Genomic DNA, 14,290 nt, shown 5'->3' on the forward strand with positions numbered 1-14,290 from the left:
GTAGACTTGAAATTGGAATTGTTCCCAGCGGTTGCAGAAAAGGATGAACCAGTATTTGCAGAAAAGCTTGATCAGCTAGAAAAGCTGGAACTGGAAATTTCTAAGGCGTTCCAAAATCGATCCGAACGATTTTCCGTTACATATACGGGAGACAAGCAGGAGTTGTCGGATCATCTAACGGATACTATTAAAGCTGCGATGAAGCACGACGATTATTCAGCCTATATCCTCGAATCCTATTTGTATACGATCCGAAGCTGGGGAGGCAAGTCTACGATAGCGATTGAAGCGAGATATCGGGAAACGAAGGATCAGACAGCAATTGTTGATCGCGAGGTTGCAAAGGCGCTTAAGGAAATAATCGAGCCCTCGATGAATGATCATGAGAAAACAAAAGCGATTCACGATTGGATTGTAAGCCATGTCGAGTACGATCAGTCCTTGACCCGCTATACAGCGTATGATGCGGTAACCATAGGGGAAACTGTCTGCCAAGGGTACTCTCTGTTAGCCTACAAGATGCTTAAGGAAGCTGGCATTGAGGTTTTAATTGCTGAAGGGACTGTGAATACTGGTGAGCATGCTTGGAATATGGTACGGCTTGATGGGGTTTGGTACCATGTAGATATGACCTGGGACGATCCTGTACATTCTGCCCAAAATGAACAGTCAGTAGCTGCTGCGAAGTCAGCCGATACGGCAATTAGGTACAATTATTATTTGAAGACGGATGCAGAATTACGTTTGGATCATCAATGGACAAAATCATATCCACCTGCAAGTACTTCGTATTTAGACGTTATCAGAAAGCTCGAGCAGCAAGGGACAACAGCAGAGCGTGAGCGTTATAATAGACTAAAACTAGCTCTGGGATTGAATTGGCTTGAGCCTGAGAATACGATTTCCAGTCCAAAGCAGCTCAGCAGCCTCATTCAATCGGCACTGAGCACTCGTGCTGCTAGTCTAGAGTTTAGATACGAGCAGGGAGAAGCGTTTCCCGAGGCACTTAAGGCGGCATTTGAGTCAGTAAAAATGGCAGTTGGTTATAGAGCTAGCTATGAACCCTATGCTGGGGATAATTCGCTGCTAGTCCGTATTCAGCTCGAATATCAGAAGTAATAAAAATAGTGAGGAAATATTCACTCGCCATGAAGTTTGGTTCATGGGAGTGAGGTTTCCCTCACTATTTTTTGTAATATAAGCCCAATATAAGTTTTAACTCATACTTGGCTTATATTTTTTTGAGAATACGTTTGCCCTTCAAAAGGACAAACCGTTTCTTCTCATTGCTCGTTTTTGCGAGCGGCAGTCATTTGCTGCCATACCGATCCAGCGGCTTCTTCACCACGTTCGATTCGCTCGAGCGCCATTTGTGCCTGCAGCTGAATTTCAAACTCATTGTCTTTGGCTGCTTCGCGGAGTGCTTCAACCGCCGACTCATCACCTGCTTCGTATAAGAAACGAGCTGCCCGCCAGCGGACAAGCTTGTTTTTGTCTTTGAGTGATTTAATCATAGGTTCAATTGCAGCGGGATCTCCTAGGTCTGATAATGTGTCGCCAGCCGTTCTTCTTACGGAAGTGGATGAATCCTGAAGGGCTGTGAACAGAAGCGGCAGCGCCTCTGACGATCTGAGATCGCCTAGGTAAACGACGGCTAGCCGTCGTATCGATGTATTCTCATCCTTAATCGCTGTGGCGAGCAACGGAATGCCTTCTATGGATGCAACATAGCGTTCTAATGCGGCGTAGCGTACCTGCCAATCGGGTGATGTAAATTGTTCTTGCGCCGCTGCTAACGATAACGGAGCAGGTCGTATGGACATCTGGCTGCTCTCATCACTTATCGTGCTGCCCTGCTCAATCGCCGCTTGTATAAGAGCAGAGAGTCGTTCTTCGTTATAAGAGGCTTCCAGCTCGCGCACAATTTCAAGTGCAATTTCTTCAGGCTCGCCATATCGTACACCGAATTCCTCCAGCTTGCGCTCACGTATCATGCCTGAGCCGGCAGCGGTTTGAACCGCTTCGCCAAATTGAGGAGGAAGCGCGGAGCGAGCCTCAGTATCTCCAATTCGGACACGTACCTGCATCGGAATGCCCCGATACATTTGAACGAACACCTGCGCTTCGCCATAGCTCGTTGCTGCCCCGTTCTGTTGACCTACCTGATCGCCTTCTCCAGTATTTTGCTGCAAAATTTGACCGGCTTCAGCTAATATTCTCGCCCAATCTGCGCCAGACTTCCGGTCAAGCGCGATGAAATCAGCCGTACGAAATAAGCTTCGCACGCCATCTATTTGTAAGAGCTGCTGCAAAGGCTCGGGTGCATCAGCAGCTTCGCTTGTCTTAAAGGTTAGTCTGCGTCCCCGAGGCAGCATCTCATCCACATTAAGCTTCATGGAGTTAGGACTTGGAGTTGGTTCTATTGAAATTAGTTTCATGAGGAAACCTCCTAAAGTTTTGTGAAGCAAAACTAGCTTCGAAAGCATATGCCTAAAGTTTTGTGAAGCAAAACTAGCTTCGAAAGCATAAGCCTAAAGTTATAGCAAAACTAGCCTCGAAAGCATAAGCTTTGTTCAGTAGGGAATCATTTTTAATGTTTCAACTTCATTAATTAAGTGTACCTGATTTTAGTATAGGATGCGAACAACGACGCTTTATGTTATTATGCGACACCTTTCACAAACTCCATAGTTGCTTTTTGAGCCATATACTTGGTAATCTAATAAAATAATCGGAATAAGCGGGGAGGTATGAACGGTTGAAGTTAAAACGATTTGCTAATATTGAACCAATCGAGCTTCATAATTCTTTAAAGCAGTTCAAGAGATGGCGTCAAGAACGCATTCGAAGGCTGAAATCCAAAGATTATTCGTTCGCCGTTCCTAACGCTGACCCTGATATTGTATATTTGCAAAATAACCGAAAGCAACCATCGATTACTTGGGTTGGGCATTCAACATTTCTAATTCAACTAGGCGGCTTGAATATTATTACCGACCCGGTATGGTCCGGTAAAATGGCGTTTCAAAAGAGGTTGGCACCTCCAGGATTACCAATCGAAGAGGTTCCGCCAATCGATGTCGTACTTATTTCGCATTCTCATTATGACCATTTAAATATAAGCTCACTACGGAAACTCGTTGGCTCCAAGCAACTGTTAGTACCTGCGGGGCTAAGCACGAAGCTGCGGCTTAAGGGCTTTACTCGCATTAAGGAATTGCATTGGTGGGAATCCGTATCTATTGAAGGTGTTACATTTACTTTCGTTCCATCGCAGCATTGGACTCGTCGCAATCCATGGGATACGAACAGCTCACACTGGGGCGGTTGGGTTATTGAACCCTCCAGTTCTCGAAACAGAAGTTCTGTAAGCCGTGTAGGCAAACAGAAGCAGCGGGAGCTAAACATATCGTCTATAAATGCAGAGAAACTAACGGCAGCAGCCTCGGAGCAGCAGCCTGTTCATACAGGATCAAGTTACGATAGCGAAGCAGGACGACCGATACTATCGGATTCGCCAACCGTCTATTTTGCAGGTGATAGCGGTTATTTCAAAGGGTTCAAGGAAATAGGACGTCGTTTCCCGATAGATGTAGCACTTATGCCGATAGGAGCTTATGAACCAGAATGGTTTATGGGACCACAGCATGTTACACCTGAGCAATCATTGCAGGCATACGAGGATACTGGAGCGAAATGGTTCGTACCCATGCACTATGGTGCTTTCAAGCTCGCTGATGATACACCCCGTGAAGCACTTGATCGGCTAGAGGCCGAGCGGTGTAATCGTTGCATTGATAAACAACGAATCGTTGTACTACCGCATGGCGAAACATGGCGATTGTCAGGTAAATGACAAACGAGAACAATTGTAAGCCAATTTCGAGCAATGACGATTATTAGCTAAAAAGATATACTGACGTGGCGAGCTCTCATCATTATATAATTTGCTGAATTATGCCATTAAAAAGCTCCACATCAATTAGAGGGGGATATAAATGAGTCAAGTAAACATACGCCTTGGAATTATAGGTGCAGGAGCCATAGGCAGTATTCACATGAAGACATTCAGCGAATTAGAAGGAATTGATGTCGTGGCGGTTACGGATGCTTATTTGCCACTTGCAGAGCAGCGTGCAGAGGAGTTCGGTATTCAGACGATTCATGCAAGCCCCCAGTCATTGCTTGAAGACCCGAATATCGATGCTGTCATCATAGGCGTTCCTAACCAATTTCATGCAGCGCTTGCGATTGAAGCATTTAAGCACGGCAAGCATGTGCTTTTGGAGAAGCCTATGGCAATCGATTCTGAAGCGGCGCGTTTGATTGTAGAGGAAGCGGACAAGTCTGGTAAAATATTGATGATGTCTCATCAAATGAGATGGACGGGACTAAATCGCGCAATTAAACAGCATATTGACAACGGTGATGTAGGTCATATATATAATGCTAAGGCTGGATGGTTCCGTAAAAAAGGCATTCCAGGCTGGGGGTCATGGTTTACTCGCAAGGATCAAGCAGGCGGTGGACCGTTGATCGATATTGGGGTTCATATGCTCGACCTTTCACTGTATTTGATGGGCAATCCGAAGCCGATATCTGTCTTTGGATCAACCTATGCTGAGTTCGGTCCTAACCGTCAAGGTATCGGGAGCTGGGGAACACCAAACTGGGATGGTTATTATGACGTAGAGGATCTGGCTTCCGCATTAATCAAGATGGATAATGGGGCGACCTTATCACTTGAAGTAAGCTGGGCAGCGCATTCCGCATTCTTGTCGGAAGACCCGTTTATTCATCTAATGGGAACAAAAGGCGGAGTAGGGGTCATCGGCAGCAATGGGAAATACGTGACGCATTTGGATAATCAGGTAGTTGAGAGTGATATTATTCCACTTGAAGGCGAAGAAGAACGTATTCTGATGTGCCGACATTTTGTAGATAGTATTCGTGAGGGCAAGCAGCCCATCACTACCGGTTTATCCGGCTATACGAATAACCGCATCCTAGACGCTATATATGAATCATCCCGTACAGGCAATGAAGTTAAGCTGAAATGGGACTAAAAAGCTAATCCAAATCCATATGCAACAGGCAATATAAAGAAGCTTATAAAGATGCCAATGAAGAAGCCTAAGATAAAGCCTAAGATAAAGCCCAAGATAAAGCCCAAGCTAAAGCCCTAGATAATGCCACCTCAGTGATAACATTCTGTTATTCATATGAGGTGGCTTTTTTACATATTGGTGCTTGCAACATTAACTTACCAGGTCCCGTTACATAGTTAGCATTTGAAACGAATTGTAAAATAGAGGTTAATATAGGCGGTGAAGTGCATTTTCTTCTGGCTGTTTGGAGGAGAGGTTGAATTAGTCATACATATTGAAACTAATAGTAATCATTATAGATTTCGAGATGAATTAGTTTCACAATATACAGTTAATTCATCGTAAGTAGAGGATGGATCGAGTTAATCGAGCAATTAAGTTCATCGCCTGACACTAAATGGCTGCTTACCCGTTTGCACCATCATTTAATTGCAAAAATTGAAACTACGAGTGCATTACATGATGAATTAAATTAGGTTGGTATAATGTGGAGTATTAAGAGTAGACAGACAGACATACAGCCAAGCAAGTAAAGCGAGCCAAGCAAGCCAAGCAAGCTAAGCAGACAAGCATGCTGACCAATGACCACAAGAACAGCACATACTGCTTACATTTGCTTTGCTAAGAAATAGAGAGGGGATGCTCTATGAAAAAAGCGATAGTATTGCTATTGCTTGTAACGTTAAGTATTTTTCAATACATAAGAACGAGTTCGATTGATCAARATCCTTACTTGGTGACGAACTACAGTCGGCTTCATCCTGTGAAAGTAGAGCGTGTAGCTAAAGGTGAAGCAGAAGAACAGCTAATAGCGCTGGTCAGCGCTGGTCAAAGAAGCGAAGGAGAAGGACTTGAAAATATCGATCGCAGGACAGCGCCATAGCCAGGGTGGACACACCTATTATGAGGACGGCATTGTGGTCGATATGGCAAGCTACAATGCTATTGTTTCAATTGAATTAGCGGACACGCAAGAGATATTAGAAACGGCTTACTTATTAAAAGTGTAGAATTATTCCGTCTGCTCACAGCAGATGGTATCGTGCGAAATGTTAGTCGTACAGAAAATGCGGAGCTATTTTCACTGGCGCTCGGCGGCTATGGACTGTTTGGACTTATTTTGGAGGTCACCTTGCATCTAACGGAGGATGAGGTTTACCGAGAGTCAACCGTACTCATGAAACTTGACCAATATATCGATTATTTTCAAAAGGAAGTATTGCCAAATCCCGATATACGCTTGCATATCGGCCGAATCGGTTGCGCCTGACAGTTATTTTACGGATGCTCTTGCCAAAAATTACACAGTTGATGACAAGTCTCTACTCTCCGATCATAACAAGCTGGTAAGCAATGAGAAGTGGGTCGCGCCGGGAAAGCTGCTCTTTAATTTGAATCGATCGACAGATTGGGGCAAAAACTTGCAGTGGAACCTGCAGACGTATTTTTTTGTAGAGCAGTCGAGCAAGCTTGTAAGCCGAAACAATGCGATGCGTGCCGCTTCGGAATTTATGGAATATAGTCAACCTGGGACGAACTGCTGGCTGATTATACCGAACGCGGTGCGAGATGCGGAGTGATTGGCTCGTACCATTTTTGGACATCGGTTGCATCAGGGTTTGCAGTAATATTGGGAGGCTACCTGATCGACTGGCTGACGATTAATGCTTTGTTCTATATGAGCGCCTTGCTGTACGGAGCAAGTGCATGGACCATATGGAGAATGAGCCGAAAGGCGAGGTTGCGGGTAAAAGAGGGTTCGGTTTCCGAGCATACTGTGGTATAATAGTTCGATATATACTGATAATGTAGTGAAGGACGGGATTAAACGAATGATTAGTACAAGTGGCATTACGCTCCGTTATGGGAAGCGAGCGCTTTTTGAAGACGTAACTATCAAGTTCACACCAGGGAATTGCTATGGTTTGATCGGCGCTAACGGCGCGGGTAAATCGACCTTTCTAAAAATATTATCCGGTGAAGTCGAGCAATCGCACGGAGAAGTGCATATAACACCGGGTGAGCGTCTAGCGGTTCTTAGTCAGAACCACTATGCATACGACGAGCATGTTGTGCTTGAGACGGTTATCATGGGTCACAAAAAGCTATATGAAGTTATGAACGAGAAGAACGCGCTGTATGCAAAAGAGAACTTCACTGATGAAGACGGCATGCGTGCTGGTGAACTCGAAGCTGAGTTCGCAGATATGAACGGCTGGGAATCGGAGTCCGAAGCAGCAGAAATGCTTAACGGCCTCGGTATCACGCCAGATTTGCATGATAAGAAAATGAGTGAGCTTGGCGGTAACGAGAAGGTCCGCGTATTGCTAGCGCAAGCTTTGTTCGGCACACCGAACATTTTGCTGCTAGATGAGCCTACCAACCACTTGGACATCGAATCAATTCGCTGGTTAGAAGATTTCCTTGCTGATTACAAAGGCACTGTTATCGTAGTCAGCCATGATAGACATTTCCTGAATACGGTTTGTACACATATCGCGGATATTGATTTTGGTAAAATCCGTATGTATGTCGGAAACTATGACTTCTGGTATGAGTCCAGTCAACTTGCATTGCAGTTGATGCGCGGCGAGAACAAGAAGAAGGAAGATAAAATTAAAGAACTGCAAGCATTTATTCAGCGTTTCAGCGCTAATAAATCCAAAGCGAAGCAAGCGACATCAAGACAAAAACTTCTTGAGAAAATTTCTCTTGATGATATTCGTCCATCGAACCGGAAATATCCGTTCATTTTATTCAAAGGCGAGCGCGAGGCAGGCAAACAATTGCTGCTGGTTGATAACCTTTCGAAAACAATCGATGGTGAGAAAATCATTGATAACCTGACGATTGCGCTCAACAAAGGCGATAAAGTCGCATTTGTTGGTCCAAACAGCTTGCCGAAGACGGTATTGTTCCAAATGCTCGTTGGTGAAGTTGAGGCTGATGAAGGTAGCTACTCATGGGGAGTTACGACAACTCAAGCTTATTTCCCGAAGGACAACTCCGCTTATTTCGATGGCGTAGACATGAATTTGGTGGAATGGCTTCGTCAATACTCGAAGGATCCCGATGAATCGTTCATTCGCGGTTTCCTTGGCCGTATGTTGTTCTCAGGTGATGATGCGATTAAGAAAGCTAGCGTATTGTCCGGGGGTGAAAAGGTTCGTTGTATGTTGTCCAAAATGATGCTTGAAGGTGCAAACGTATTTGTTCTGGATGAGCCTACGAATCACTTGGATCTCGAATCAATAACAGCTTTGAATAATGGTTTAATCGATACAGACTGCACCGTGCTATTCACATCGCATGACCATCAGTTCGTTCAAACGATCGCTAACCGCATCGTTGAAATTACGCCTAATGGTGTTATTGATCGGATGATGACTTACGATGAGTACCTTGAAAGCGCAGAAGTTAAGGCGCTTCGCGAGCGTATGTACGCGGTGTAATACAGCAATAAAAGCATTGCGTCGTCCTTCGAGGGGATCCTCGCGGACGGCGCTTTTTTATATTTGAAATTCTTCATTTACCGAATTTGACCATGCGTGAAATGCTCGGCAGCTCGATCAAGGGTTAGATTTACATAAAGATAGTTAAAGTAAAAAAAGTCTTTCCCTCAGCCGTTATCGCGGCATGCAAGGGAAAGACTTTTTTTGTTCCAGAGGTAAATGGAAAAAGATTTTACATGAAAGCTTAAGAATGGATCGTAATGGATTTCAATACTTTAGTTATGAACCGCAACCGCATCAGAAGCTGTTACCTTACGGCCTTTACCATAAGGGATGCAGAGCGGTGTGCCGAAGATTGGATCAGCTGTAACCTGACATTTCATATCAAATACGTCGCTAATGAGCTTTTCGTTTACAATCCGTTCTGGTTCCCCTTGGTCGTAAATACGTCCATCCTTAACGGCAACGATATGATGTGCGTAGCGGCAGGCGAGATTAATATCGTGAAGGACCATTACGATTGTCCGGTTTTCTTGTTCGTTCAAATCGAACAGCAGGTCGAGAATCTCAATTTGATGCGTCATATCCAAATAGGTTGTAGGCTCGTCCAGTAAGATGTTACGAGTGTTCTGAGCCAGTGTCATAGCAATCCACGCCCGCTGCCGTTGTCCACCGGATAACGAATCCACGGAACGCGAGGACAACTCGGTCATATGAGTAGCATCAAGTGCTCTCTTCACCATTCGCTCATCCTCTTGGGACCATTGCTGCAGCCAGCTTTGGTAAGGGTAACGGCCTTGCTTAACGAGCTGATGAACGGTTAAGCCTTCAGGAGCAGTTGGTCCTTGCGGTAATATGGCAAGACGCTTGGCAACTTCTTTACTGGATAGCTTAGCGATATCACTTCCGTCTAGCAAAATGGATCCTTCTTGGGGCTTCAGCAAACGCGCAAGCGAACGTAGCAAGGTAGATTTTCCACAGCCGTTGCTCCCGATAAATACGGTGATTTTTCCCTCTGGGACAACAATATGAAGATCCGAGAAAATAGGCTTTTGCCCATAGGATAACGTAAGATTTCTCGCTTGAATGACCGACACGGGGCTCACTCCTTCATTTTTTATATTCTCGTAATTCGTAATGCAGAATACAGGATTTAGTTAGGCACCATTACGATGACGGTATAACAAATAGATGAAGAACGGTGCACCTATTGCCGCCGTGAAGACACCTGCAGGAATATCTAGTGGAATGAATGCCGTTCTCGCAACTAAATCAGAAAGCAAAAGTACAAGCGATCCAATAAGAGCAGACACCGGTATGACACCGCCATAAGCTGGCCCAACAAGCTTGCGAGCAATATGGGGAGCCATTAGTCCGATGAAATTAATAGCGCCACCTATGGCGACGGCAGCGCCAGCAAGAGCTACGCTAATGATAAGCAGTATAGTTCTTTTCTTATGAACAGAGCTGCCAACGCTCACAGCAACCTCATCGCCTAGCTCCTGTACATTTAAGTGACGAGCATAGATAAGAGCGATTGGCATTAAGACAACGATCCAGGGCAGTAAAGTCTTTACGTCCCTCTCCCAAGAAACGCCGTAAATACTGCCAGTCTTAAAAGTAAAAGCTTTAACGGCAACAGCCGTCGGAGTGAACGAGGCTGTTAGTATTAGCATGTAGGTTACAGCTGTCAAAGCAGTGGCCATACCAATGCCAATAAGTACAAGCCGAAGCGGTGTTATACCGCGGCGGTAGGCAAATATATAAATAAGAAACGCGGTTGCAAAAGCTCCAGCAATCGCGCTAAGCGGCATATAGCGTATACTCACATGGGAAAAGTATAAGATGAATACGACAGCCCCGAGAGAAGCTCCTCCGGTAATGCCGATAATATCCGGTGAAGTAAGCGGGTTGCGTACAATACCTTGCAATAATGCTCCTGAAACCGCTAGGGCGGAACCGACCAATATGGCGATTACCACGCGCGGCAGTCGTAGCGAGAAAATGATCATGGAGTCGGTTTCTTCCCCAATGCCAAGAAACGCGCGAATGACTGCGATTGGTGAGATGAATTTACTTCCCATCCCGGTACAAATGATGATGGCTGCCAGGTTAATGATGGCTAGAACCGAGATTACCGTTACCGTGCGACGATTTATTTGAAAAGAATACTTTCGTCCTCTGAGTGTGATCCATATATTCATGTTAGGTACTTTCCCCTCTTCTAGCGATATAGATGAAGAAAGGGACGCCAATAATTGCGGTCATTACTCCAACCGGAACTTCCTTCGGAAATGAGATATAGCGAGAACCGATATCTGCAGCAAGCAGAAGTATTCCACCAAGGACGGCGCAATAAGGGATCGTCCATCGATAATCAATTCCGACGAGATGCCGGGTTAGATGAGGAATAATAATACCGACGAATGCAATAGGGCCGGCCATTGATACCGAGCCGCCCGCGAGTATGACAATAACGACTCCGGCGGCGAGTTTAATATAAATAGTTTTCTGACCAAGACCGGTTGCGATATCGTCTCCGAGTGAAAGGACATTCATATGTCTAGTCAATATGAGCGCTCCTATAAGAGCGATAAACATATACGGTGCGGCTGCTTTAAATATGCCAATATCACGTCCAGCGACGGACCCTACAAACCAATAAAGGACTTGATCGAAGGTTTGACCGCCAGTAAGCAATACTCCTAATGAAAGGGATGAGAAGAAGGCTGTCATAGCGGCTCCTGCCAATGTTACTTTAAGCGGAGTAAGTCCATCATTTCCTATCGAGCCAAGTACATATACGAGCACAGCGGTAAAGGCAGCACCGATAAAGGCAAGCGTAGCGTATGTAGATAAGCCGTTTACGCCGAAGAAGGCCGAGCCTATGACAATAAAGAAAGCTGCTCCGGCATTGATGCCGAGAATGCTGGGTGAAGCCAGTTTGTTCTGGGTAATGCCTTGCATAAGCACGCCAGCGACGGCGAGGCTTGCTCCGGCTGTTGCTGCTATAAGAGCACGAGGCACCCGCGCAGTCTGTATGATGAGATGCTCTTGCGATCCATTAAACGCGGTATATGATTCTATCATTGTACGCCAACTAATATTCGTAACTCCGAATGCGATGCTGCAGACGATGCCGGCGGCAAATAATAATAGACCGATAAACAAACCTGTAATCTTTTGAAATCGTGATGAGAGTAGAGTAGTCATAAATTCCTCATTCCTATTATGCCAATTAATCGGTACTCAATTATTTTAGGGGAACACTTCGTTACTGTCAATGACGCTGAAAATCATTATCAATAAATCATTGACATTATTTTTGCCTCCTGCTATAGTTTCGTATGTAGAACTAATGAGAACCATTTTCATTTATAAGGAGAGAGCAAACAGATGATGCAGGTATTTAAAAGAAGATTGGTATGGACAGCCTCCGCGGCTTTGCTAGCTATGGCCGTAGTCGTATCAGGGTGCGGAAGCGCAAAAACAAATAATAACGCGGGCACGGCAAAGCCGAATGAAACAACAACGCCTCAAACCGAGGATGTTCGTACTATTACACACGCTATGGGCGAGACAAAAATAAAAGGAACTCCGCTTCGTGTCGTTGTATTGACGAACGAAGGAACAGAAGCGCTTTTAGCACTTGGAGTTAAGCCAGTAGGCGCAGTGAAATCTTGGACAGGCGATCCATGGTACGATCACATTAAAGCGGATATGGAGGGCGTTACAGTAGTAGGTGATGAGAGCCAGCCGAATATGGAGCTTATTATCAGTCTTAAGCCTGATCTTATTATTGGTAATAAATTGCGTCAAGAAAATGTATATGAACAGCTGAATGCGATAGCGCCGACTGTGTTTTCTGAAACGCTTCGCGGAGAGTGGCAGTCTAACTTCAAGCTATACGCGGAAGCGCTTGGCAAAACAGCTGAAGGCGAGAAAGTAATTGCAGACTATGATGCTCGGACAGCAGACTTCAAGACTAAAGCAGGCGACAAGCTTAACCAAAAAGTATCCGTTGTACGTTTTATGGCGGGAAAAACAAGAATTTACTTAGAAGATACATTTACTGGAGTCGCGTTCTCGAAGCTAGGAATAACTCGCCCAGACAATCAGAAGTATACAGATACATTTGTTGAAGAAATTACAAAGGAACGCCTTCCTGAAGTTGACGCCGACATGCTCTTCTATTTCACTTATGAGACAGGAGACGGTAAAGGCACGCAAATGGAAGATGAGATGCTGAAGGATCCGCTATGGCAAAGTCTTAATGTAGTGAAAAACGGCAAAGCTATTCGAGTAAGCGATGCGATCTGGAATACAGCTGGCGGTGTAGTCGCAGCTAACCTAATGCTGGATGAAATCTACAACATTTATGAAATAAAATAATAAGCAGTAAAAAGGAACAGCTGGAGAGTTTTCTCCAGCTTTTTTTTATTGCAGCAATCAATAAATGTTGCGTGGATGCATAAAAGCGCGCACCAGGTAAACACTGTTTCTCTAGACCCACATGGTTCTGTTCGGGTATGATACCGATAGATTATTTGCAGAAGCTGGAATGATTAGAAGGTTAGGCTTGGGAGGGTATGAACACTGAATCAGTACGATGAGATTAAACAAGGTGAAAAGGGCGCCTGGGTAAGTATAGGCGCGTATTTGGTGCTTTCTACACTTAAGCTTGCTGCAGGGTACTGGTTCGTATCAGGTGCTCTCGTAGCGGACGGTTATAATAACCTGACTGATATTGTTGCCTCAGTAGCGGTATTGATCGGATTACGAATATCGCAAAAGCCTCCGGATAAGGACCATCCTTACGGGCACTTCCGAGCGGAGACGATTGCAGCACTTATCGCATCGTTCATAATGGCAACGGTGGGTGTACAGGTATTGATTAGCGCGGTTAAATCATTGTTTGCCGCAGACCATCATGTTCCGAATTTATCATCTGCCTGGATAGCATTGTTCGCCGCTTTAATTATGGGAGGCGTCTATTTGTACAATCGGAGACTTGCACTTCGTATTAATAATCAAGCATTGCTAGCGGCAGCGAAGGATAATTTGTCTGATGCGCTCGTAAGTATCGGTGCTGCAATAGGCATTATCGGGGCACAATTCGGATTGCCTTGGCTTGATCCCGTTGCAGCGCTTGCGGTAGGTGCGATTATTTGCAAAACAGCATGGGACATTTTCTATAGCGCAACGCATGTTTTGACGGACGGCTTTGATGAGAATGAGCTGAATACGCTGCGCTCGTCAATTGCGAAGACTAAGGGTGTCAAATCGATTAAAGATATTAAGGCAAGGGCACATGGCAGCCACGTGTTGATCGATGTTATCGTGCAAGTGGATCCTGGACTGTCACTTATAGAGAGTCATCGCATTAGTGATGAAATCGAGCATCGCATGTCTCGAAAGCATAATATTATGAGTGTGCATGTGCATGTGGAGCCACTTGAAGGAGAAAACAGCAGCCCCCTGCGAACGGATTAGAAAAGCATTAACGACAATCGGTGGTGACGTCCCCTTTACGCCGAGTTTCTGTATGTAGTATGATTAATTCGGAAAATAACTATATATAGTATGAGGTGGAGAAKGGGAAATGAAATCTATTTGTGTTTTTGCTGGATCTAATTTAGGAGAGCATGATGAATATGCTCAAAAAGCGATTGAGCTTGGAAATTATATCGTACAAAAAAAGTATCGGCTAATTTACGGCGGCTCTACAAT

At 44.9% G+C, this 14,290-nt stretch carries 15 protein-coding genes and 1 pseudogene; 12 read left to right on the plus strand and 4 right to left on the minus strand.

The genetic code is table 11. The features are described from left to right. Positions 1-1,119 (plus strand): transglutaminase domain-containing protein (locus AC1DWN_RS15835; protein WP_477559864.1); only part of this gene is annotated, 1,119 nt, incomplete at its 5' end. Positions 1,120-1,283: 164 nt separating this feature from the next. On the opposite strand, the gene AC1DWN_RS15840 is transcribed toward AC1DWN_RS15835, so the two are convergent. After that, positions 1,284-2,438 carry a virulence factor gene (locus tag AC1DWN_RS15840; protein ID WP_477559865.1) on the minus strand — a complete coding sequence of 385 codons (1,155 nt, stop codon included), beginning with the start codon at positions 2,436-2,438 and terminating at the stop codon, positions 1,284-1,286. A 320-nt stretch (positions 2,439-2,758) separates the two neighbouring features. Between AC1DWN_RS15840 and AC1DWN_RS15845 the strand changes: the two genes are divergently transcribed. The 8 genes from AC1DWN_RS15845 (at position 2,759) to AC1DWN_RS15880 (ending at position 8,560) form a co-directional block, all read left to right on the plus strand. Further along, on the plus strand, positions 2,759-3,856 hold the full coding sequence (locus AC1DWN_RS15845; RefSeq protein WP_477559866.1) for an MBL fold metallo-hydrolase: 1,098 nt from the start codon (positions 2,759-2,761) through the stop codon (positions 3,854-3,856). Between the two features lie 142 nt (positions 3,857-3,998). After that, the gene (locus AC1DWN_RS15850) at positions 3,999-5,066 is read left to right on the plus strand and encodes a Gfo/Idh/MocA family protein (protein WP_477559867.1); all 1,068 of its coding nucleotides are present in this window, start codon (positions 3,999-4,001) and stop codon (positions 5,064-5,066) included. Between the two features lie 688 nt (positions 5,067-5,754). After that, entirely contained in the window at positions 5,755-5,991 is a 237-nt protein-coding gene (locus AC1DWN_RS15855; protein WP_477559868.1) for a hypothetical protein, read from the plus strand. Next, positions 5,960-6,118: a hypothetical protein gene (locus tag AC1DWN_RS15860; RefSeq protein WP_477559869.1), complete on the plus strand. Its 159-nt coding sequence runs from the start codon at positions 5,960-5,962 to the stop codon at positions 6,116-6,118. The genes AC1DWN_RS15855 and AC1DWN_RS15860 overlap by 32 nt, the downstream gene beginning before the upstream one ends. Before the next feature lie 32 nt (positions 6,119-6,150). Further along, positions 6,151-6,378 carry a hypothetical protein gene (locus AC1DWN_RS15865; RefSeq protein ID WP_477559870.1) on the plus strand — a complete coding sequence of 76 codons (228 nt, stop codon included), beginning with the start codon at positions 6,151-6,153 and terminating at the stop codon, positions 6,376-6,378. Positions 6,379-6,499: 121 nt separating this feature from the next. After that, positions 6,500-6,688, plus strand: a complete 189-nt coding sequence (locus AC1DWN_RS15870) for a hypothetical protein (RefSeq protein ID WP_477559871.1) — start codon at positions 6,500-6,502, stop codon at positions 6,686-6,688. Next, complete coding sequence (locus tag AC1DWN_RS15875) at positions 6,685-6,894, plus strand: hypothetical protein (RefSeq protein ID WP_477559872.1); 210 nt, start codon at positions 6,685-6,687, stop codon at positions 6,892-6,894. The genes AC1DWN_RS15870 and AC1DWN_RS15875 overlap by 4 nt, the downstream gene beginning before the upstream one ends. A 46-nt stretch (positions 6,895-6,940) precedes the next feature. Further along, entirely contained in the window at positions 6,941-8,560 is a 1,620-nt protein-coding gene (locus AC1DWN_RS15880; protein ID WP_477559873.1) for an ABC-F family ATP-binding cassette domain-containing protein, read from the plus strand. Between the two features lie 275 nt (positions 8,561-8,835). On the opposite strand, the gene AC1DWN_RS15885 is transcribed toward AC1DWN_RS15880, so the two are convergent. The 3 genes from AC1DWN_RS15885 to AC1DWN_RS15895 are packed head-to-tail and all read right to left on the minus strand — an operon-like array spanning position 8,836 to position 11,773. Then, complete coding sequence (locus tag AC1DWN_RS15885; RefSeq protein WP_477559874.1) at positions 8,836-9,657, minus strand: ABC transporter ATP-binding protein; 822 nt, start codon at positions 9,655-9,657, stop codon at positions 8,836-8,838. A 60-nt stretch (positions 9,658-9,717) separates the two neighbouring features. Then, the gene (locus AC1DWN_RS15890; protein WP_477559875.1) at positions 9,718-10,764 is read right to left on the minus strand and encodes a FecCD family ABC transporter permease; all 1,047 of its coding nucleotides are present in this window, start codon (positions 10,762-10,764) and stop codon (positions 9,718-9,720) included. Position 10,765: 1 nt separating this feature from the next. Beyond that, positions 10,766-11,773, minus strand: a complete 1,008-nt coding sequence (locus AC1DWN_RS15895; protein WP_477559876.1) for a FecCD family ABC transporter permease — start codon at positions 11,771-11,773, stop codon at positions 10,766-10,768. Between the two features lie 186 nt (positions 11,774-11,959). On the opposite strand from AC1DWN_RS15895, the gene AC1DWN_RS15900 reads away from it, so the two are divergent. The 3 genes and pseudogenes from AC1DWN_RS15900 to AC1DWN_RS15910 all read left to right on the plus strand — a co-directional run. Beyond that, positions 11,960-12,952, plus strand: coding sequence for an ABC transporter substrate-binding protein (locus tag AC1DWN_RS15900; RefSeq protein WP_477559877.1), 993 nt, complete (start codon positions 11,960-11,962; stop codon positions 12,950-12,952). A 204-nt stretch (positions 12,953-13,156) separates the two neighbouring features. Further along, a complete protein-coding gene (locus tag AC1DWN_RS15905) occupies positions 13,157-14,053 on the plus strand; it encodes a cation diffusion facilitator family transporter (protein ID WP_477559878.1) in 897 nt (298 codons plus the stop codon). 109 nt (positions 14,054-14,162) lie between these two features. Beyond that, positions 14,163-14,290: pseudogene (locus tag AC1DWN_RS15910) on the plus strand (TIGR00730 family Rossman fold protein); the annotation flags it as partial.

Source organism: Paenibacillus sp. P4_A7 (genome assembly GCF_056402455.1).